General features: G+C 35.6%; 21 protein-coding genes. 6 read left to right on the top strand and 15 right to left on the bottom strand.

All coding sequences use genetic code 11. The features are described from left to right. Window positions 1–54: 54 nt before the first annotated feature. Window positions 55–1,257, bottom strand: a complete 1,203-nt coding sequence (locus BFG57_RS02905; protein WP_069715968.1) for an aminotransferase-like domain-containing protein — start codon at window positions 1,255–1,257, stop codon at window positions 55–57. A gap of 472 nt (window positions 1,258–1,729) precedes the next feature. On the opposite strand from BFG57_RS02905, the gene BFG57_RS18790 reads away from it, so the two are divergent. After that, entirely contained in the window at window positions 1,730–2,161 is a 432-nt protein-coding gene (locus BFG57_RS18790; RefSeq protein WP_069715967.1) for a hypothetical protein, read from the top strand. 122 nt (window positions 2,162–2,283) lie between these two features. On the opposite strand, the gene BFG57_RS02895 is transcribed toward BFG57_RS18790, so the two are convergent. From BFG57_RS02895 to BFG57_RS02885, 3 genes are all read right to left on the bottom strand, one after another. Next, window positions 2,284–2,826: a GNAT family N-acetyltransferase gene (locus tag BFG57_RS02895; protein ID WP_069715966.1), complete on the bottom strand. Its 543-nt coding sequence runs from the start codon at window positions 2,824–2,826 to the stop codon at window positions 2,284–2,286. A gap of 159 nt (window positions 2,827–2,985) precedes the next feature. Further along, entirely contained in the window at window positions 2,986–4,194 is a 1,209-nt protein-coding gene (locus BFG57_RS02890; protein WP_083249028.1) for a toxic anion resistance protein, read from the bottom strand. 27 nt (window positions 4,195–4,221) lie between these two features. After that, complete coding sequence (locus tag BFG57_RS02885) at window positions 4,222–4,854, bottom strand: 5-bromo-4-chloroindolyl phosphate hydrolysis family protein (RefSeq protein WP_069715965.1); 633 nt, start codon at window positions 4,852–4,854, stop codon at window positions 4,222–4,224. A gap of 262 nt (window positions 4,855–5,116) precedes the next feature. Between BFG57_RS02885 and BFG57_RS02880 the strand changes: the two genes are divergently transcribed. Beyond that, window positions 5,117–5,722: a biotin transporter BioY gene (locus BFG57_RS02880; RefSeq protein WP_069715964.1), complete on the top strand. Its 606-nt coding sequence runs from the start codon at window positions 5,117–5,119 to the stop codon at window positions 5,720–5,722. Window positions 5,723–5,791: 69 nt separating this feature from the next. Here BFG57_RS02880 and BFG57_RS02875 read toward each other — a convergent pair whose 3' ends face one another. From BFG57_RS02875 to BFG57_RS02865, 3 genes are all read right to left on the bottom strand, one after another. Next, a complete protein-coding gene (locus tag BFG57_RS02875) occupies window positions 5,792–7,123 on the bottom strand; it encodes a Na+/H+ antiporter family protein (RefSeq protein WP_069715963.1) in 1,332 nt (443 codons plus the stop codon). 243 nt (window positions 7,124–7,366) lie between these two features. After that, window positions 7,367–8,869 (bottom strand): leucyl aminopeptidase, encoded by a 1,503-nt coding sequence (locus BFG57_RS02870; RefSeq protein ID WP_069715962.1) that lies wholly within the window; start codon window positions 8,867–8,869, stop codon window positions 7,367–7,369. Window positions 8,870–9,235: 366 nt separating this feature from the next. Next, window positions 9,236–9,625: a DUF309 domain-containing protein gene (locus BFG57_RS02865; RefSeq protein ID WP_069715961.1), complete on the bottom strand. Its 390-nt coding sequence runs from the start codon at window positions 9,623–9,625 to the stop codon at window positions 9,236–9,238. 193 nt (window positions 9,626–9,818) lie between these two features. Between BFG57_RS02865 and BFG57_RS02860 the strand changes: the two genes are divergently transcribed. Together BFG57_RS02860 and BFG57_RS02855 are read left to right on the top strand one after the other, a co-directional pair. Then, the gene (locus tag BFG57_RS02860) at window positions 9,819–10,295 is read left to right on the top strand and encodes a divergent PAP2 family protein (protein ID WP_069715960.1); all 477 of its coding nucleotides are present in this window, start codon (window positions 9,819–9,821) and stop codon (window positions 10,293–10,295) included. Between the two features lie 14 nt (window positions 10,296–10,309). Beyond that, a complete protein-coding gene (locus BFG57_RS02855) occupies window positions 10,310–11,131 on the top strand; it encodes a cobalamin-binding protein (RefSeq protein WP_069715959.1) in 822 nt (273 codons plus the stop codon). A gap of 101 nt (window positions 11,132–11,232) precedes the next feature. On the opposite strand, the gene BFG57_RS02850 is transcribed toward BFG57_RS02855, so the two are convergent. The 5 genes from BFG57_RS02850 to BFG57_RS02835 form a co-directional block, all read right to left on the bottom strand. Further along, a complete protein-coding gene (locus BFG57_RS02850) occupies window positions 11,233–11,925 on the bottom strand; it encodes a 3D domain-containing protein (protein WP_069715958.1) in 693 nt (230 codons plus the stop codon). 271 nt (window positions 11,926–12,196) lie between these two features. Continuing rightward, window positions 12,197–12,487 carry a YuiB family protein gene (locus BFG57_RS02845; RefSeq protein ID WP_425388462.1) on the bottom strand — a complete coding sequence of 97 codons (291 nt, stop codon included), beginning with the start codon at window positions 12,485–12,487 and terminating at the stop codon, window positions 12,197–12,199. Between the two features lie 209 nt (window positions 12,488–12,696). After that, entirely contained in the window at window positions 12,697–12,813 is a 117-nt protein-coding gene (locus BFG57_RS18785; RefSeq protein ID WP_245676692.1) for a YuiA family protein, read from the bottom strand. Between the two features lie 98 nt (window positions 12,814–12,911). Further along, window positions 12,912–13,394: an NUDIX hydrolase gene (locus tag BFG57_RS02840; protein WP_069715956.1), complete on the bottom strand. Its 483-nt coding sequence runs from the start codon at window positions 13,392–13,394 to the stop codon at window positions 12,912–12,914. Window positions 13,395–13,612: 218 nt separating this feature from the next. Next, complete coding sequence (locus BFG57_RS02835) at window positions 13,613–14,830, bottom strand: NAD(P)/FAD-dependent oxidoreductase (protein ID WP_069715955.1); 1,218 nt, start codon at window positions 14,828–14,830, stop codon at window positions 13,613–13,615. 1,089 nt (window positions 14,831–15,919) lie between these two features. Here BFG57_RS02835 and BFG57_RS02830 point away from each other — a divergent pair. Then, entirely contained in the window at window positions 15,920–16,909 is a 990-nt protein-coding gene (locus BFG57_RS02830) for an NAD(P)/FAD-dependent oxidoreductase (RefSeq protein ID WP_069715954.1), read from the top strand. 133 nt (window positions 16,910–17,042) lie between these two features. Here BFG57_RS02830 and BFG57_RS02825 read toward each other — a convergent pair whose 3' ends face one another. The 3 genes from BFG57_RS02825 to BFG57_RS02815 all read right to left on the bottom strand — a co-directional run bounded on the left by BFG57_RS02825 (window position 17,043) and on the right by BFG57_RS02815 (window position 18,974). Further along, window positions 17,043–17,405, bottom strand: a complete 363-nt coding sequence (locus BFG57_RS02825) for a HesB/IscA family protein (protein ID WP_069715953.1) — start codon at window positions 17,403–17,405, stop codon at window positions 17,043–17,045. Between the two features lie 90 nt (window positions 17,406–17,495). Beyond that, a complete protein-coding gene (dapF, locus tag BFG57_RS02820) occupies window positions 17,496–18,362 on the bottom strand; it encodes a diaminopimelate epimerase (protein ID WP_069715952.1) in 867 nt (288 codons plus the stop codon). A 375-nt stretch (window positions 18,363–18,737) separates the two neighbouring features. Continuing rightward, window positions 18,738–18,974, bottom strand: a complete 237-nt coding sequence (locus BFG57_RS02815) for a YuzB family protein (RefSeq protein ID WP_069715951.1) — start codon at window positions 18,972–18,974, stop codon at window positions 18,738–18,740. A gap of 358 nt (window positions 18,975–19,332) precedes the next feature. Here BFG57_RS02815 and BFG57_RS02810 point away from each other — a divergent pair, with 358 nt between their 5' ends. Further along, entirely contained in the window at window positions 19,333–20,397 is a 1,065-nt protein-coding gene (locus tag BFG57_RS02810) for an NAD(P)/FAD-dependent oxidoreductase (protein ID WP_069715950.1), read from the top strand. Window positions 20,398–20,401 lie beyond the last annotated feature (4 nt).

The raw sequence follows: 20,401 nt of genomic DNA, 5'->3' as shown, positions 1-20,401 counted from the left end.
TTAACAAAATTTTCTTTCATTACAAAATAAAAACTGCCTGTTAAGAACAGACAGTTAAATTGGTAACTGTTTATCAATTTGTCGTGTATCAAATACTGTTGATAATAGATACATACCCTTATCTATATTCTCTGGTGTTGAATTCGTAAAGTTTAAGCGCATCGTATTATGCTTGACCTTGCCTGCATAAAAAGGTGCACCAGGAACATAAGCTACACCACGTTTCACTGCCTCCTCTAAATACTCTGTCGTGTTAATCCCTTCTTCTAACTCAAGCCAAAGAAACATACCTCCTTTTGGCTCAATATAGTTAAGACCAGGTAAACTACTTTTCTCTAATTGAGTCATCATAATTTTTAATCGTTCATAGTACACCGAAACAACCGACTGAATATGTGTATCCAAATCAAAGTTTCGTAAAAGGTGGTATAACATTTGTTGAGAAAGAGAGTTAGAGTGTAAGTCGTTAGCCTGTTTAGCTTGTGCCATAATCCGAACAACTTGATGTGGACCTGCTATCCACCCTGTGCGCAGTGCAGGTACAACTGTCTTACTGAATGTACTCGTATAAACAACGTGACTACCGTCATCCATTGATGCTATTGGTTTATATGTTTCATTACGATGAAATTGAATATCACCATAAGGATCATCTTCAAATATAACTGCATGGTATTTTTTAGCTAACCTCAATAGTAATTCACGACGCTCTTGGGACCATACTCTTCCAGCTGGATTAGAGAAAGTTGGAACTACATATATGCATTTTGGTCGATACTGCTTCATTTTTGCGTTGAGATCCTCTGGTAACATCCCATGTTCGTCTGCTTCAACTGCAATAATACGTGCTTCATATGATTCAAATACTTGTAATGCTGCTAGATACGTTGGATTCTCAGTGAAAATAATATCACCAGGATTAAAAAATACGCGTGAGAATAAATCAATTGCCTGCTGTGATCCTGTTGTGATAAGAATATTATCAGTACCCCATTGTCCCATCCCTTTTGTTTTCATACGTTCAACTAACAATTCTCGTAATGGACCATATCCTTCTGTCTCAGCATACTGTAACGCTTTATTCCCTGATTCCATTGTTCTTGAAAATGATTCTTTTACTGCTTCGAATGGAAAGAGCTTCTCGTCTGGTAAACCGCCCGCAAATGAGATGACATTATTTTGATTAACAACTTTTAATAAGTCTCTAACAGCTGATGATTGTAGATGTCTAACCCGTTTTGCAAATGGATATTTCATAAGTTCCCCACCCTAGTAATTATAATATTCTGATAATTATCACTATATATTACTCCTTTTTGAACAATTGTCAACCACCTAATATGTACTACATATAAAAACATATAATCCTTCTAACTTTTCACCTTTTTTATTTACATAGGGGTTCGGGAAAATTGACTGTACTTGGACAGGATGTGTCAGTCACATGTTGGTGATTAACATGGAATATTGTAGTATATCCTCCTTCGTAACTTATTCGGCAAATACTAACTAGTATGTATCTACGTATGTAACAATTTTCGGAGAAGGGAATTCCTCGATACAAGGCAGCAGAAATGTTTCTCAGTGCAGTGGCCTCAATCCGGTGCCGCGACCTTAGCGACCTAGTTCTTCTCCATCCTTATTGAACACGCTCTTACAGTAGTTGTTTGTCACAAGTAATCGACACTTACATAAAATATAGGAGTCTAATAGTAGAGGAGTAATCGATATGTACAGACATCATTCAAATTTTCCAACTCATAACTTAAGCAACCATTTACTCAATCAAAGTTCATTTAATCATAGTGCAAATGAGCATTTACCCTTTGTTAATCCATCGCACGTTACCAATTTCGTTCCTTTAGGACAAGGAAATAATAATTTCCCTACATCTCAAAACAATGAGCAAGCACCTTCATCACCTCCACCACAATATATTCCACAACAACAAACTTCTTCAGGGTTAACAGCTGTTGATCCTCGTACAATTGCTGGCTGCCTATATCGCTTTACTTATATATGGATGAGAGGTGGCAATTCATTTTGGTTCTATCCGGTTTATGTAGGTAGACGTTCTGTATCAGGTTATCGATGGACAGGAAGGAACTGGATATATGCTGGGTATAGCTTGCGAAGAATTATTTCTTTTCATTGTCATTAAGAGAACGTAACGTTCTTCCACTTGAGCTAACGAGCACTATCCTATGACACACATTTTTTCATCTTATCCTTTGAAAGAAAGATATACTCTATGTTTTAGAGTATATCTTTCTTTCAAGTAATCTATCTCTTCTTACTTACTTGATCTTTCCATTCATCTTCAAGCATACTCATTTCAAACATATTCCAATACTCGCCATCCACTTGAACAACTTCTCTTAATAGACCATCTTTTTGAAAGCCAACTTTCTCATAACAACGAATTGCACCTTCATTAAAATCAAAAACACCGAGGCTAATACGATGAAGTGACAACTCTTCAAAACCAATGCGGCACATTTCTTTCATCATCCATTTACCTAATCCCTTCCCCCTCATTGTAGGAGAAGTTAGCACTTTACCAATGCGTCCAGTACGATGTTTATAATTTAATCTTGATAGCGCAATAATTCCGACCATCTCATTGCAATGAGAGTCAATCACTTTATACATTAGACTTTCTGAATTACCTTCTTTATTTGCTCCATCTAATAATTTCTCGAGTTGGTTTTCATCTAAAGGGTACTTCAAACTAGGTCCAGACCATTGTAGTAAGAATCGCTCATCTCCACTCCATTCTATGATTGTTGGAAAATCATCTCTTTCAAAAGGTTTTAACTTGTACATCATTGCTCCCCCTAACAACATGTTAATAATTGATGGAATTTGCTACTCGATCATAATCTCCTTTCCCTAAACTCAGTTAGTACCAAAACCTAAACATTACGTAAGTAACCTATGTTTATATGTGTCATTTAATAAAAAAAGCTGTCATAATTAACAGCCTTATTGCTCATTTTCTTTTAACTCTAGTAGCTTTTGTTTCAACTCTTGCTCCATATTAATTAATTGATGTTCAGCATGACGACGCTTTTCTCTTCCTTCTTGCTGAATTTTTAATGTTTCTTCAAGGGTCGTCATAAGGTTCGACTGCGTTTTTTTCAATGTTTCTACATCAACAACTCCTTTTTCATTCTCTTTTGCTGTTTCAATTGAATTAACCTTCAACATCTCTGAGTTTTTTAAAAGAAGTTCATTTGTCGTTTCAGTTACTTGCTTTTGTGCCTCTACGGCGCGTTGTTGTCTGAACAACGTTAATGCTATAACAACTTGATTTTTCCATAGTGGGATAGCTGTTAGAATAGATGATTGGATCTTCTCAACAAGTGCTTGATTCATATTTTGAATCATCCGTATCTGTGGTGCACTTTGCATCGTAATTTGCCTACTTAGCTTTAAGTCATGCATTCGTTTCTCAAGACGATCAGCAAACTGAATCATATCATTCACTTCTTGCACCATCATTTGATCGCCAGATTGGTTTACTTCTTTCCTCATTTTTGGTATTGTTTCGTTCTGAAGTTGTTGTAGCTTACCTTCAGCTGCAGCAATGTATATATTCAATGCATCAAAGTATTCTCTATTTCTTTGGAATAGTTTCTCTAACATATTAATATCGTCCAATAAACCATCACGTGATTTATCCAGCTTCACAGCTACTCGATCAATTTGCGATCCAATCTTTTGATACTTTGATAATACTTGATTTACTGATTGCTTCATGGAACCGAATAATTTCTTCAAGACACCCTTCTTTTCTCCATTAAACTCTTCAGGGTTCACCTCTTGAATCTTGCTCATCAACTCATTAATGACTTCTCCAACAGGACCTGTATCTTTCGTTTGTACGTGATCTAACATATCGTGTGAAAATTTCGATAAGTTCGATTGTGCCGCAACACCATATTGCAAAACAGCTTGATAGTTTTTCGTATCGATTTGCTCAGCTAATTGTCTCGCACGCTGTTGGTCTTCTTCAGATAATTGTGAATAAATTGTTCTTGGTGCTTCCTCTCGTTTCTTCACAACTGATTGTTCATCATCAATTTCATCTCCGAACGGGTTTGCTATTAATTCATCTAGTTGACTTGTTGATTCACCAAACAGCTCTTCTCCGTTTGTTTCAGATTGTTTATCGTCCCATCGTTTATTCATTTATTACACCCCATTTTATTTTTCTATTCATTTTGTCGTCGTGCTTGTCCTCTCAATTGATTGTTTAAGTACATCTAATTCTAGGTCTAGGTTATCTAAATCATCTGAAACAATTTTTTTCAACTCTCTCTCCAAACATTGTTCCATATCCTGCAACATATTTTCTGTTCGTGTTAATGACTCTATATATTCTACATCACGCACTGGTTGAGATGAGAGGAACATGTATCGTTGGACAATTTCAGTTGCTGAATTTAGATATCGATAGAAAAAATCATTTGCCAAATAGAAACGCTTCGGCTCCTTCTGAACAATTTCATAGATGTTCTTTGCATAACGGTATATTTGATTGATAGATTTAAAAAGCTTATAAGATTTAGCTTTGAAACGATGCCGCTGTAAAATAACGAGCATTCGCTTCGCTTCTTGCAATGTTTTTTGAATCTCCTGATACTCTTGAACCTTCAACTGGTTTTGAGTTGCAACTTTCTTTATTGATGACTTTGCCATTATCATCGTTACAAGCCAAAAACTTATTCCTGCAGAAGGTATAACCCAATACCAAGGAACGTCGAATCCAAGCCATAACACAAGTGCTAAAAGAAATGACACATTAAACCCAATAAATCCTCTCCATATTTTCAAGATAAAGGAACGCATGTCATCTTCACCCCTACATCATTATTAGTTCTCTGTACATTGTTAACGTTTTTCGACAAGAACATGCCTTTTTTGTTTAACATCTGTTAGTTATATTTTACGATAAATCGTAGTAAGAAGTTTCATTTTCTCACTATATTATAGAAAATAGGTAACAAGCACATATGTTAACCAAAGAATAAGAAACGTTGACTAAAGTCCACTCTTTATCTATTATTAAACTAAATACTACATGTTTCTTATTACATAAGGAGGTAAATAAATGAGTTCAAATAAACCACGATTTAGAACTGTAGACTTAACTTTAGCTGCAATGTTTGTTGCCTTAATGGCAATTGGAGCAAATATAACATCTTGGGCTCCATTTCTTCAGGTTGCAAATGTACCACTTTCGATGCAGCCATTCTTTGCTATTTTAGCTGGAGTATTACTCGGTAGCCGCCTTGGTTCCCTTTCAATGATCGTATACTTATTAGTAGGAATTGCTGGTGCGCCTGTATTCGCCAAGTTTGGCGCTGGAATTGGAGTCATATTTGGAAGCACTGGTGGGTTCTTATTATCTTATATCTTTGCAGCTTATGCTGCTGGGAAAGTGATGGAACGCACACAAAAACCAAATAAAGCTACATTCTATATCGCATCATTTGTTGGTATCATTCTTATCTATATTATCGGTACAAACTTCATGTATGCATCATTAAACATCTGGATTGGTGCTGAAATGGGTTACTTAACAGCTTGGCAAGTTATGATGCCTTTCGCTATTAAAGACGTTGTTTTTACAGCTCTAGGTGCAGCTATAGCACCTCGCATCTATCACGCTATTCGCCGCTCAGGCTCCTTAAACAATTTAAACCGTACAGCATAAAAAAAGCTTGGCAGAGAATGTTCCATCTTCTCTCTTGCCAAGCTTTTTTCTATTAATCTATTGTAACTATTAAAGTACAACTGCTGCAATCCATCCAAATATAACTAATGGAATATTGTAGTGTAAGAATGTAGGTACACACGTATCCCAAATGTGATTATGCTGTCCATCCGCATTCAATCCTGACGTTGGTCCTAGTGTACTATCAGATGCTGGTGAACCCGCATCACCTAGTGCTGCAGCTGCTCCCACAAGTGCAGTAGTAGCTAAAGGACTAAATCCAAGTTGAAGTGCCAATGGTACAAAGATCGTTGCGATAATCGGAATAGTAGAGAATGATGAACCAATTCCCATCGTTACTAATAATCCTACTACAAGCATAATAATGGCTGCTAATGCTTTATTATCTCCAATAATTGCGACTGCTTGGTCAACTAATAATGCTACATGACCAGTCTCACGTAAGACACTTGCAAAACCTGATGCAGCGATCATGACAAACCCTATGAACGCCATCATCCTCATACCTTCTGTTAACATGTCATCCGTTTCTTTCCATTGTACATTACGATTAAAGAAGAATCCTACATATATCGTTACAATACCTGCGATTGCTCCAATTATCATCGAATTTGTGATGATTTGGAACACAAGTGCTGAAGCAATTGCTATTAATGCAAAAATAATATTTACTTTAGAAACTTCTACATCTGTTTCTACTTCATCTGAAACAATATCAATGTTCTCATAAGAACGGTTTTTACGATAAGAAACAAATACTGCAATTAATAAACCAACAGCCATACCAAGAGTCGGAATTATCATTGCTTGTGGAATCATACTCTTTTCAATTTCTAGGCCACTCTCAGCCATATTTGTAAGTAAGATTTTATGAAAAATATTACCGAATCCAAACGGTAGTAAAATGTATGGTGCTGTTAGACCAAATGTAATTACCGTAGCAATTAATCTTCTATCTAAACCAAGCTCATTAAATACCTTTAATAGTGGTGGAATTAAAATTGGAATAAATGCAATATGCACTGGAATAAGATTTTGTGAAGAAATCGAAATAATTAATATAACAAGGATTAAGAGAAGCTTTGTCGCTGATGCCCTTCTACTTTCACCTTTACGTCCAACTAATCGAAGTGCGAATCCAACTAATAAGTCTGGTAATCCTGTTCTAGCTATTGCAACAGCAAAACCTCCAAGTAGGGCGTAACTTAATGCAACTTCTGCACCTCCAAGCCCCTCTGTAAAAACTTTAATTGTTTCAGAGATTGCTAATCCTCCTGTTAGTCCTCCAGCAATTGCACCTATTACTAATGCAAGTACTACATTAACTCGAGATAAGCTTAATATGAGCATTATGACTACTGCCACAACAACTGCATTCATGATCTTTCCTTCTTTCTTTTACTTTAGTCTGATAAATTACTAATGCATTAAAACATTTACTAACCTAACACATATTCTAACTACTGTCAAATTGTTATTTTCAATTTATCTAACTCTCATATTGAACCTAATAAAAAAAGTTGATCAAACCTAAAACGGTCTAATCAACTTTTATATAAATGATATATGAATAAATGTCAAAGGTGCTTTAAGGCTACTTTATCTACTCACCTCAAAATATATTTATTCTTTTTCTGCCATTCTTTCTGCCAACACTGCAAGAGTACGTGCCATCACTCCAGTTGCTCCTTGAGGACCTAATTCATAAGAAGAATTTGTCGTAGCAGTTCCAGCAATATCTAAGTGAACCCAAGGTGTATCTTCTGCAAATTCCGCTAAGAAAGCACCAGCAACTATTGCATGCCCTGGTCGACCAGGAGAATTATTTAGGTCTGCCATGTTCGAATTTCGGACACGTTTACGGTCTCGATCAAATAATGGTAATAACCATACTGGTTCAAATTCTTCATGCGCTGCTTGTAATACTTCTTCATAATGTGCTTCATTATTTGTCATTGCACCAGTAATGTGTTCACCCAATGCAACGACTACACCACCAGTTAATGTTGCAACATCGACAAGATAATCTGCTCCATGATGTTTTGCGTAAGTAATCGCATCTGCAAGTGCTAAACGCCCTTCTGCATCCGTATTCAATACTTCAATCGTCTTGCCACTCATTGCTGTTATAACGTCATCCGGCTTCAGTGCATCACCACTGATCATATTATCGGTTGAAGGGATCACGGCAACAACATTTTGTGAAGGCTTTAGTTCACCAATAATCTCCATCGCACCTAATACAGCAGCAGCTCCTCCCATATCAGTTTTCATACCAACAATACCTGTTTTTGACTTAATTGAGTAACCACCTGTATCAAAGGTAATACCTTTTCCAACTAGTCCAAGAACGTTTTCCCATTTATTTGTCCCTTGGTATTTCAATACGATCATCTTTGGAGGTTCTTCTGAGCCTTTATTTACAGCCAATAAAGCACCCATCCCTAACTTTTCCATATCTTCTTTTTCAAGAACTTCATATTCCATGTTACATTTTTCTGCAATCGAAACAGCAAATTTCGCTAAATCTGTAGCTGTGAGCATATTCCCCGGCATATTTGTTAATGTTCTAGCAGTATTTGCCCCTTTGCCATGTACATATCCAAGTGTAAGACCACCTTCGATCAAACCTTGTTCTCGATCAGTTAAAACTTCAACTTCGGAAATTTCTCTTTCACGTTGATTAGACTTTTTCTTATAGTTAATAATGTCATATGTTGCGAGTGGTAATGACTCCGCTAAAATATGAGCTACATCAAAACCATCTTCATCTTTTTTCAGAAATGTATCAAATGCAATCGTTATATTCTCAATCTTGTCAGCTTTTAATGATTTAAATAGCTTTCCGAAACCTTCACGTAAAATGGCAGGCTGTAGTTTCTTCTCATCACCTAGCCCTAACACATAAATTCGTTTAGCACCAATTTTACCAAACGAAAATGTGTTACTAATTGCTTTCGTATTACTACTAATATCACCCTCACGAATAAGGTTTAATAGCTCACCCTCAAATGCTTGATCTATATTATGTAAAACACCTTCTAATATTTTTCGATTAGAAAATAAACCTACAACTAGAGCATCGCGTTGAGTTCTTAACTCAATTTTGTTATTTACCGAAAACATAACCTACATTCCTCCACTTCTAATTCTGAACATCTATTCACATAATAACAATAGCCTTAGTATGACAAATACATATCATACTTTCATTCTTTTCTCAGTCGCTCTAACTAACTATCATAACAATATTAAAGGTAGTTGATTTAATTATAACGAAATTACTTCCTTTTATCGAATGAGTGCACTTGATATAAAGCCAATAGACTACAGTGCAACCTTTAATCAAGACACTTTTATCTTAAACATTAAAGACGTATAAACTTTTAATAAATCTCATATTTTTACAAATAAGGAACAACTGCAAATTCAACAACATATGTTAACTGATACAAGAGAATAATTTGTTTTTTATCAATAGTGACAATTTCTCTATTTAGATGAATTTTCCACCAGATACAAATAAAGCTCAGGTAATTTTGGTAATTTACCTACATCGTGATAAGGTACGCTGTCCAACTCATATGGTATAATGGAAATACATTCCTCAATGAATTTACACACATGTTCTAGGTCTAATCCCCAGTATACTGGGAGATAGTCTTTCAAATAATTGTGAGCTGCTTTCATCATTATACGGGCACCCTTCACATTACCATACTCATAATGATAAATGGCTACACTCATTTGTAATAACCCTTTAAGGAAACTGTTTGATTTATCTGTCATCCATATTTCTTCAAGTAAATCGTGACACGTATAATAATCTTGTTCATTGAACTTAACGAAAAATTCATAATATTCCATTGGATAGTGTCCCATTGTACACCTTCCTTATTTCTGTAATTATTACAATATAGTTTGAATAACAATTAATATTCTATCAACCTTAACATAACGTTAATGGTTTTTATCTAACTAATTAGTTACACTCATATTATATAAGTATATTAGTGGACAATACTTAGATACTTCTTATAATGCATATCGATATGAAAGGACGATTCAGCCACTTATGGAACTGTTAACGAATTTCCCATTATGGGCATCTTTATGTGGAATCTTTTTTGCCCAGTTTATAAAAGTACCCATTGCGTTCTTCGCGACAAAGAAATTCAATTGGTCGTTACTTACAAGTACTGGTGGAATGCCAAGTTCTCATTCCGCAGCAGTAACTGCTTTAGCTACAGGGGTTGCGTTAGATGCTGGTTTATCGTCACCTGTATTTGCTGTTGCTGCAATATTTGCAATCATTACGATGTTTGATGCTACAGGTGTAAGACGCCAAGCTGGAGAGCAAGCAATTGTTTTAAATCAGCTCGTTCATGATTTCAACAAGTTTGTTGAAGAAGCCAAAGTTTGGCAAAAGAAACAGGAAGAAGAAAAGCGCAAAGAATTGAAAGAACTGCTCGGCCATAAGCCGATTGAAGTGTTTTTCGGTGGGTTATCTGGAATCTTACTTACCCTTCTTCTAGATTTCTTACTTAGATAATAAGGAGGGATAATGTGAGAATAATCTCAATCTGCCCAAGTAATACTGAATTAGCTGCATATCTTGGATTAACCGATCAACTCATTGCAGTCGATGACTATTCAGATTGGCCAGAACAAGTGCAAACTTTACCTCGTGTCGGTAAAGACTTAGATATTGATATGGAGAAAGTCGCATCATTACAACCTGACTTAGTACTAGCTTCATTAAGTGTTCCTGGTATGGAGAAAAACATCGAAGGACTTAAAAAACGAGGTATCCGCTATATCATTTTGAATCCTTCCACACTGAATGAGATCGGAAATGATTTACTAACGGTAGGGAAACATACAAATAAGGAAGACAGAGCAAAAGAGGTCAAGGCACAATATGATGCTTTCCTTGATAAATATCGTGATAAATCAGCGCAAGTGAAAGATAGACCTAACTTATACTGGGAATGGTGGCCAAAACCTATCTTCACACCTGGAAAACATAATTGGCTAACAGAAATTAGTGAGCTTGCAGGTGGCCAAAATTTATTTGCTTCAGAAGATAAGGACAGTGTTCAAACAACTTGGACAGATGTGTTTAATAGGGAACCAGATCACATTTGCCTTGCTTGGGTGGGCATTTCAACTGATAAAATCAAACCTGAACTTATAAAACAAAGACCAGATTGGTACAAACTGAATGCAGTAAAAGAGGAACGTATTCACGTATTAGAAGAACCACTCTATTGTCGTCCTTCTCCTCGCCTGCTTGTCGGGTTAACAAAACTTGCACACCTTTTACATCCTGAGTTATTCCCTCATTCCGAACCGCATGATCCACTATTAACCCAAAACAAAGGTTAATCCAATCGAATGGATTAACCTTTGTTTTTGTCAAAACTCCCACATCAAGTTGTCACAGACTCAGAGGTAGTTACGTAGGAGATTACGTTTATCAAACTGGTTCAGCTTTTAATATATTTACTTCGGAATACTTGCATCGACTTATTTTCATTAAGGTTCTTCAAGTCTTCTTCAGATATTTTCCCGTTTCCACGCTTAACCACATACACTTTAACTTTCTTCTTCCCCCATTTTTCATACACATCTTTTACCGTCTCATAATATAGATCAATATCATGACCTTTAATAGCGCCACCTATATCTGCAACTACTCCATATCCATATCCAGGAATAAAAAGAACCGTACCCAGTGGGAAAACGTTTAAATCAGCTGCGATTGTAGAATATAAGTCTCTTTTCACTCGTATACCTGAATATGTAATACCGTATGTTGGGTGGCCCTCAGTCTTACCTGTAGATTCATATCCAGCTGTGTAACCCGTTGCATTTACTGTTATCGACGGATAGGCATCCCAATTAATCGCTTCTTCTAAAGTAAGTGGCTTCGTTATCTTCTGACTTGAAATTAATGTTTCTTGCTTCTCATAAGTGAAAAGCTTTTTTTCTCTCAAATGCACTTGCTTACCGGCATGATTTACAGCTTCTAACTTTTTATGCTTCTGAGATTCATACTGGAACCAAAATGGTACATCCTTCGCTTCTACCCCTGAAATTGATTGAATTGTTGTTAACATCGCCAAAATGAATAACAGTATCATGGTACTTCTTCGAAGCCATGGTTGCATATTCTTCATTTTGAATTCACTCCTCTCTCGCGTCTATTTATCCCCAGAACAGAGACAAAATATACACAAAGTGAAATGAACTTCTTTGATGAATATGAATAATAAGACGAATTGTTACACTATAAGCTTCAACAAAAGCATAAAGCAGGTTCGCGATAAGATTGCTTTTCACAAGTGGGCTTTACACCATAACTCTAACCACTTCTACTACTAGATATTTGTACTTACGATTCATTCATACCTAATAAAAAAAGCCTTCCGTCTCAAACGGAAAGCCTTTCTAAAACATTTGATATCCTCTCGCGCGAAGCATTTTAATCACAATTCCAGATAAAACAGCCCCAAATAACCCTGATACCAATATAAGCACATCAGCCGTACCTAGCGACACAAAATTGCTTAACAGCGTTTTAAAAGTAGCCGATGTCTGATTAAAATACTCAATGAACCTTACCTTATCAACGATCAAGATGACAACAATCGGATATATAATTGCCATAATCCATGTCATACGTAAGATCATGTTCAAAAGAAAACCAATTCCAAAGAATAAAACAATAAATAACAACATTGAAACTAAAAGTTGCGGTATACTCACCGTTAACACCTCCAGTACGCATCCATAGATAGTGTACTGGAAGGATCGATCTCCGTCAATTATGAAAGACGCAAACTTAAAAATGATACTTGAACTTGATGACCCACATTATCTTGACCACGGTAAACAAATATCAAATCATTGTGTGAGTAGACAAGACACACATACTAATGGGAATGATTTTATACATTCTTCCCTTTCCCTGAACAGTTCGGACACGTTTCTGAGCCACCTGTTACTAATTGAAAATATCCCTTCCCAGAGCAATATGGACATGCTTTCTTTTCATGATGCTTCAAGTTAGACACCTCTTTTTTTATCAGATTAATTATAATTTTCTGATAATAATAACAGCTGTTGCTTTTTATTTCAAGAGATAATCATAAAATGAGCACATTTACTTAATGATTTTATAGTTTGTATATCCAAAATGATCACCAGGATTGATCCCTTCTCTAATCTGAAGCGGGTATGTATGCTGTTCCTGTATAAATATTTTTAAGAGAGCTGTTGAATCTTTATCCTCTAATATTTCTGTAGGACTTAAGAAGACTGCATCATATAATTCAGTTGTTTCAGGCTTAAGTTCTCCTCTAAGAGGCTTTAAAGAGAATATAACCATGTTATCACTAATCACATCGTTAATAACTCCAGTACGAATTCCTACTAAGCCGTTCACTTTACACTCAAGTCCTGTTTCTTCCTTCACTTCACGAACAACTGCCTCATCAACTGTTTCACCTTCATCAACAAACCCTGCTGGTAGAGACCATTTTCCTTTTAAACCGCTATAGCGCTTTTTAACAACTAAGATTTTCCCATCTGCTACAACATAACCTGCTACACCTAGCCATACGTTCCCTCTACTATTTTTTTTCATTCAACTTCTCCTCATAGTTATTTGTTTTTTTATAAGCAAAGCTTTATCCGAATACTAAACGACAATAAGAATATTTTTACTTTTACCCGTTTACCAAATAACTGATGGACGCTGTTCTATGATGTTTTCGCCCTGAGATTTCTTATAATAATGATTATCTATATAAAAAAAAGCAAAGGCATAATGCCCTTGCTTTATTGTAACAATTAGAAATCCAATTAGAACATTTTTAGCTTACCTTTTTTCAACACCATAGATGGTCCACCCAATTTATATAGATAACGGTTATCAATGACTTTCTTCATAACAGAAGCCGTCTTACCGAAGATTTTCTTATCTCCTACAACCCCAATTGCATCATCTTCACCAAGAGAACAAACTGTACCCTTAATGTCTGGTGTGAAGCCTTCTAACTCGTTATTACCTTTGACAAGTGAAGCAAGGTTTTTCGCACATACTTCAGCTTCTTGAATAGCAATCTGTGCAGTTGGAGGATAAGGACGGTTAATTTCATCGTTAATGATTAATGCACAGTCACCAACGATGAATACGTCGTTAAAGCCTGGCGCACGTAGATCTTTTTCAACCTTAATACGACCACGCATTGTTTCAAAGCCAGATGCATCAAGAATCGAATTACCACGAACTCCAGCAGCCCATACGACAGTTGCTGCTTTGATTTCCTCAACATGTCCATCTTTTTCAACTACAATACCTTCAGGCGTACATTCTTTAATTGCAGTCCCGATACGGAACTCTACACCTTTTCGCTCTAAATGCTCCATTGCATACTCTACTAGAGCTGGATCGAATCCAGGTAATGCAGTTGGTGCCGCCTCCACATTCACGATGCGAACTTTACTGCGGTCAATATCGAATTCTTTACAAAGCTCAGGTACACGATTCGCAAGCTCACCTACAAATTCAATACCTGTAAATCCAGCACCACCAACGACAATCGTTAACAAGTCTTCACGTTGAGTATTGTTGTATTGTGAGAATTTGTAATCGAGGTGCTCACGAATTTCACGCGCTGCATTAATACTACGAATAGAGAAAGCGTGTTCTTTTAGGCCTTTGATTCCAAATGTCTCAGACTCAAAACCAAGTCCAACAACAAGATAATCATAAGTTAATTCTCCGTTTTCAAGAACTACACGTTTATCATCTGTTTTAATTTCTTTAACAGTATCTTGAACAAACTTCACTTTATTCGGGCTAATAATATCCTTAATTTGAATACGTGTTTTGTCATGATGTAATGTACCTGCTGCATTTTCATGTAACCAAGTTGTTTGGTAGTGGTAATCATGCTTATTAACAAGTGTAATGTTCGCATCATCCACACCTAATTTTTTTTCTAAATTTACTGCTGTCATAATCCCGCCGTAACCTGCGCCTAAAATAAGAATGTCTGGCTTTTTCAACCCTATCACATCCACCTTTATATCAAATTAGTGTAAAATACTCGTAAGTGTAGAGCTATTATAGAACCCTCACTAAACTCAAAACACAATACAAAATCACGTGTATATTTTTGACTATAATAAGAATTAGACTTATTTTACTGCCAAAATCACTATAATTTATACTCATTAGAAATGTTATCAAAGTATTAGCGGACATGAATCGAAAGGTACTATTATTGTGACCTTCTTCACGAAACTTATTAGATCTATTCGAATGATTTTAGAGAACATAATCATCGCTCTTCTCATTCAACATATTCAATAGAAAAACTTGGGTATCCCAAGCTTCTTCTACCATTCTATTCATTTTGTCGTCACACTCATCTAACATACATAATTATTGAATTAAAATTATAGTGAGATTTAATATTTTATTGAATTACAAACCTTATCATTTATTGTGATGATTGCAACACATTGACAGGAAATGTTATTCATACACGTGAACCTTATACATACAGAAATGAAAGACAATACTAATCTAACTATCTTCTTAAAAATTGTCACAAAAAATTTAAAAAGTAACCTATATCACATAATATTCATTTTTACGACAATTTTCAACCCTCATATTAAGGTTAGAAATAGTAAGAATATTCAATCCTTTTTGGTTAATTAACGTTATTTTTACATCAATTGGACAAATGATCATAATTTTTAACGTAAGAGTACAAAATCACCCATTATTCAACTTACTTCACAACATTTTATTACTATTCCCATTCAATTTTGTGATATTTTGGACTATAGGAATGTGTAATAAAAAAACATAATTTTTTTCACTTTAAATTTTTTCAGCGTTATAACAATTTCACATTGCATATGCGAGAATTTTCAATTAATTTGTGATAAAATGTACATTATTGTTAATAATGTGTGTTCAAAGACGAACAAAAAACTATGTGTTAAAATTTCAGAAGTCAAACCTTACGTGAAACGCATTTATTGCTAAATATATACAACACGAAAGCACACGACTTTTATACGTTAACAATAGTTTTCACCTAAATTTTTTGAACATCCTGTTATTAAATAACATAAGTGGGGGGAAATAGCTTGAAAGAAGATAAAAAGATTTATGACATTACAGTAATTGGTGGAGGTCCTTGTGGAATCTTTACAGCTTTTTATGGTGGGATGAGACAAGCAAGTGTGAAGATTATTGAAAGTCTTCCACAGCTTGGTGGGCAGCTTTCAGCCCTATACCCAGAAAAATATATATATGATGTTGCAGGCTTCCCAAAAGTTCGTGCTCAAGAACTAATCGATAATCTAATCGCACAAGCAGAAAAATTCAATCCCACTGTTTCACTTGAGCAGGAAGTACAAACAGTAGAAAAACTAGAAGATGGAACATTTAAGCTTACGACAAAATCTGAAATTCATTATACAAAAACAATCATCATTACTGCTGGTAACGGTGCTTTCCAACCAAGACGACTTGATATTGAAGGTGCTTCAAAATTTGAAGCAGTTAATCTACATTATCACGTAGACGACTTAAACAAATTTGCAGGCAAACGTGTCGTTGTTTGTGGTGGAGGAGATTCAGCAGTTGATTGGACGTTAATGCTTGAACCAATTGCTAAGGAAGTGACAATCGTTCATCGCCGCGATAAGTTCCGTGCACATGAACATAGTGTCGAGAACTTAGAAAAGTCTAAAGCAAACGTCTTAACTCCTTATCACCCTGCTGATTTGGTTGGTAACGAAAGAATTGAGCAAATTATTGTTGAAGAGGTAAAAGGCGACAAGAAAAAGGCAATTGATGTAGATGATGTCATTGTCAATTACGGTTTCATCTCCTCACTGGGTCCAATTAAGGAATGGGGACTCGATATTCAAAAGAATAATATTGTCGTTAATTCTAAACAAGAAACAAATATTCCAGGAATTTATGCAGCTGGAGATATATGTACGTACGAAGGGAAAGTCAAACTTATCGCGTCTGGTTTTGGTGAAGCTCCTACAGCGATCAATAATGCCAAAGCATATATAGATCCGAAAGCCCGACTACAACCAATGCACAGTTCAAGTATGTTTTAATAATAAAACCGAGCAAAATTTGCTCGGTTTTATTGTATTTAAACAAAGTATATTCATCTATATTTGTTGTTCAATAAAATATGTCAAATCCAGTAATCATGTTTTGTTAGAATCTAATTAAAAAAGTGATAAGTTAACACTCTTCTGGAGTACCTTCGTTATCTTTCGTTTTAAATGAGCTTCCACAGCCACAAGTCGCAATTGCATTTGGGTTATCGATCGTAAATCCTCCACCCATCATATTTTGCTTATAATCGATGATAACTCCTTCAAGAATCTTGGCATCATCTTTATCTATAACTACTTGAATACCATGTTGCTCGAATTGAAGATCAGTTTCACTTGCTTCTTGCTCAAATCCCATACCGTAAGAAAGTCCGCTACAACCACCACCATTAACTCCTACACGAAGTATTGTATTTTCGTTTTCTTCAGACTTAATCATCTCTTTAATTTGGTGACCTGCGGCTTCTGTAATTGTAAAATTCATACTCAAAACCCTCCTTCATAATTCCTATTTCTAGTATATCGAGAATAACTCGTTTACTTCAACAAGTTCAACTCCTGTTTAACGAAACTCTTTTCGTCATTTTGCCTTAGAGATATAATATTCACCTTCACAAATTGTTTCTGCAGCCCCACGCATTAGAACTCTTCCATCCTCTTCCCATGTAATATGCAAATCTCCACCTGCTAAATGAACAGTAATCTCATTACCTCTTGTGGCCTTCTTATTCAAGATGGCTGCTACAGCAGCAGCACATGCACCAGTCCCACAGGCTTGAGTAATTCCTGAACCTCTTTCCCAGACACGGAAATGAAGCTCTGTTTCATTGACATACTCAACAAATTCAACATTAATACTCTCTGGGAAACGCTCATCTTTCTCAATAACTGGTCCTAATGTTGTTAATGGAGCTTTTGCTATATGATCAATAAAGAAGACTGCATGAGGATTGCCCATAGAAACTCCTGTCATATACATCTGATTTCCGGCAAATTCAATTTCCTCGTTAATTACCCGTTCCTCTTCTGGACCTATCATAGGAATTTCTTTTCTTTTTAAACGTGGTAAACCCATATCAACTGTAACTTCAACAACGTGATCATCTTCAGTGTGAATATATGCCTCAACTACTCCTGAAAGTGTTTCAATATGAAACTGTTTCGTTTCGACAATTCCATGCTCATAAGCATATTTTGCAACACAACGAAGACCATTCCCACAATTTTTCCCTTCAGAACCATCACTGTTAAAAATACGCATTTCTATAGGTGCTTTCTCCGATGGACAGATTAAAATTAATCCATCAGAACCAATTCCTGTATTTATATTAGCTACTTCTATTGCCAAAGCTGATAGTTGTTCTTCTCTTAGTTTTTCTTCAAACATATTTACATATATATAATTATTACCAAGTCCGTGCATTTTTGTAAAACGAAATGAATCCATAACGAAGCTTCCTCCCTATAACTTGATATGTTTTTATGTGATAAAATGTGAAATTTTCAATTTTCCTAAGTATAATTATCTTTCAATATGAACACAATAGAAATATCCCCCGTTTCTCAATATATGGTACAAAAACTCCTGTTATATTTACAGGAGTTTTTGTATGTTCTATGAAATACACATAATATAATTTAGCCATTTTAACTCTCTAAAATAACTTCTTCCTTAAGAAATAAACACCAACACATGCTCAAAATAAGAATAAGCTATGATTTTTCATACCTCATTCTCTTCTAGTTAGGAAATGAACAAGCTGAAAAGCTATATCTAATAAAAGAGCACTCTGCTACATAATCTAAGCAGAGTGCCCTTATTTTAAAACATAGGATTTTCTTCCAAATATTGATAAATATTATTAACAAGCAACTCTGGTGTATCTCCTATTACGACTTCTCCATTCACTAGCGCAAATAAGCTTTGAGAGCACTTACCACAATAACCAAGACATCCATATTCGATTACATCTAAGTTTGGATCCTTCTCTAGCTTTGCCCGAGCCTCTTGAGAACCGCTAGCCAGATTGCTTATACAAAATTCTATTATTGGCTTCATGTTTTCTCACCTCTATTGCGTTTACTATGCTAACTTCTTTTAGTTGAATCGTCAATTCATTGCTCTATGTCTTGGCTCCAAATCTATGTGAAACTTATATAATAATATATATCATGTGTCAACTAATTACTTACAGTCACTACCCAACTTACCCATTCAATAATTACCATCATTTGCACTTTCTATTACTTATCAATTGTTGTTATTTTGACACAATTCCGATATAATTTACTATGAATTTTAATTTAAAGACGTATCACATGTAGTAATTTTGTTATCGTTTACACATCACTTCATTCATTTGCATCAATAGTATATTCTTAATTTCATTCGTACAGACAAAAGGGGACATTTCATAATGAAGAACTTAGTTATACTCGGTGGCGGTTATGGTGGTATGCGCATATTACAAAGGATCTTTCAACATATCCCTAGTGATATTAACGTTATTTTAGTTGATCGCATGCCATATCACGGTCTAAAAACTGAATACTATGCCCTAGCAGCAGGGACTATTTCAGATAAACACACACGTGTTGATTTCCCAACACACCCTCAATTATCATATCGAAATGCTAATGTCAGTGAGATTGATATTGAAAACAATAAAATTCATTTTTCAAACGGTGAAGATCTTGAATATGAAGATTTAATTATTGGTCTAGGATGTGAAGATAAATATCACAATGTTCCTGGTGCAGATAAATATACTTACAGTATCCAAACTATAGAAAACGCACGTAATGCTTATCAAGCACTAAACAATTTAAATAAGAACGAACTTGTATGCATTGTTGGTGGTGGACTTAGTGGCGTTGAAATGGCTAGTGAGTTACGAGAAAGCCGTCCTGATATAAGAATTAAATTATTAGATCGTGGAACGCGTATTCTTTCAAGCTTTCCAGAAAAACTAAGTAATTATGTTGAAGGCTGGTTTCATGAGCATGATGTTGAAATTGTTCATAATGCAAATATTACAAAAGTTGAGTCTAATACTCTATACAATAATGATGAAGCGATTGATTGTGGTGCAATCGTTTGGACAGCTGGAATTCAACCAAATAAAATTGTCGGTAACTTGAATGTTGAAAAAGATCAATATGGACGTGTCGTACTAACTGAACAGCACCACTTGTTAGATAACGAACATGTCTTCGTAGTCGGAGATTGTGCAAGCCTTCCACACGCGCCAAGTGCTCAATTAGCAGAAGGTCAAGCCGAACAGATCGCTGTCGTATTAGCAAAACGCTGGAATAACGAAGCTCCTCCAGAAAGCTTCCCACCTATTAAGCTAAAAGGGGTTCTTGGCTCGCTCGGTAAAAAGAGTGGATTTGGGGTTTTAAAAGATACCGCACTTACAGGTCGTGTACCTCGCCTTCTTAAATCAGGTGTCCTTTGGATGTACAAAAACCATAATGGATGACGAT

The organism is Bacillus solimangrovi (genome assembly GCF_001742425.1).
GTDB lineage: Bacteria > Bacillota > Bacilli > Bacillales > Bacillaceae_N > Bacillus_AV > Bacillus_AV solimangrovi.
Note: the sequence above shows the minus strand (reverse complement) of the source record. Positions and strands in the feature narration are given on the sequence as shown.

What these genes read in the sequence shown, in the direction of transcription:
- BFG57_RS02895 (WP_069715966.1), bottom strand. Translation starts at nt 2,826, where the DNA reads ATGTACAAGTTAAAACCTTTTGAAAGAGATGATTTTCCAACAATCATA.
- BFG57_RS02860 (WP_069715960.1), top strand. Translation starts at nt 9,819, where the DNA reads ATGGAACTGTTAACGAATTTCCCATTATGGGCATCTTTATGTGGAATC.
- BFG57_RS02885 (WP_069715965.1), bottom strand. Translation starts at nt 4,854, where the DNA reads ATGCGTTCCTTTATCTTGAAAATATGGAGAGGATTTATTGGGTTTAAT.
- BFG57_RS02850 (WP_069715958.1), bottom strand. Translation starts at nt 11,925, where the DNA reads ATGAAGAATATGCAACCATGGCTTCGAAGAAGTACCATGATACTGTTA.
- BFG57_RS02890 (WP_083249028.1), bottom strand. Translation starts at nt 4,194, where the DNA reads ATGAATAAACGATGGGACGATAAACAATCTGAAACAAACGGAGAAGAG.
- BFG57_RS02810 (WP_069715950.1), top strand. Translation starts at nt 19,333, where the DNA reads ATGAAGAACTTAGTTATACTCGGTGGCGGTTATGGTGGTATGCGCATA.
- BFG57_RS02905 (WP_069715968.1), bottom strand. Translation starts at nt 1,257, where the DNA reads ATGAAATATCCATTTGCAAAACGGGTTAGACATCTACAATCATCAGCT.
- dapF (WP_069715952.1), bottom strand. Translation starts at nt 18,362, where the DNA reads ATGGATTCATTTCGTTTTACAAAAATGCACGGACTTGGTAATAATTAT.
- BFG57_RS02880 (WP_069715964.1), top strand. Translation starts at nt 5,117, where the DNA reads ATGAGTTCAAATAAACCACGATTTAGAACTGTAGACTTAACTTTAGCT.
- BFG57_RS02815 (WP_069715951.1), bottom strand. Translation starts at nt 18,974, where the DNA reads ATGAAGCCAATAATAGAATTTTGTATAAGCAATCTGGCTAGCGGTTCT.
- BFG57_RS02845 (WP_425388462.1), bottom strand. Translation starts at nt 12,487, where the DNA reads ATGTTGTTATTTATTGTTTTATTCTTTGGAATTGGTTTTCTTTTGAAC.
- BFG57_RS02875 (WP_069715963.1), bottom strand. Translation starts at nt 7,123, where the DNA reads ATGAATGCAGTTGTTGTGGCAGTAGTCATAATGCTCATATTAAGCTTA.
- BFG57_RS18790 (WP_069715967.1), top strand. Translation starts at nt 1,730, where the DNA reads ATGTACAGACATCATTCAAATTTTCCAACTCATAACTTAAGCAACCAT.
- BFG57_RS02840 (WP_069715956.1), bottom strand. Translation starts at nt 13,394, where the DNA reads ATGAAAAAAAATAGTAGAGGGAACGTATGGCTAGGTGTAGCAGGTTAT.
- BFG57_RS02865 (WP_069715961.1), bottom strand. Translation starts at nt 9,625, where the DNA reads ATGGGACACTATCCAATGGAATATTATGAATTTTTCGTTAAGTTCAAT.
- BFG57_RS02870 (WP_069715962.1), bottom strand. Translation starts at nt 8,869, where the DNA reads ATGTTTTCGGTAAATAACAAAATTGAGTTAAGAACTCAACGCGATGCT.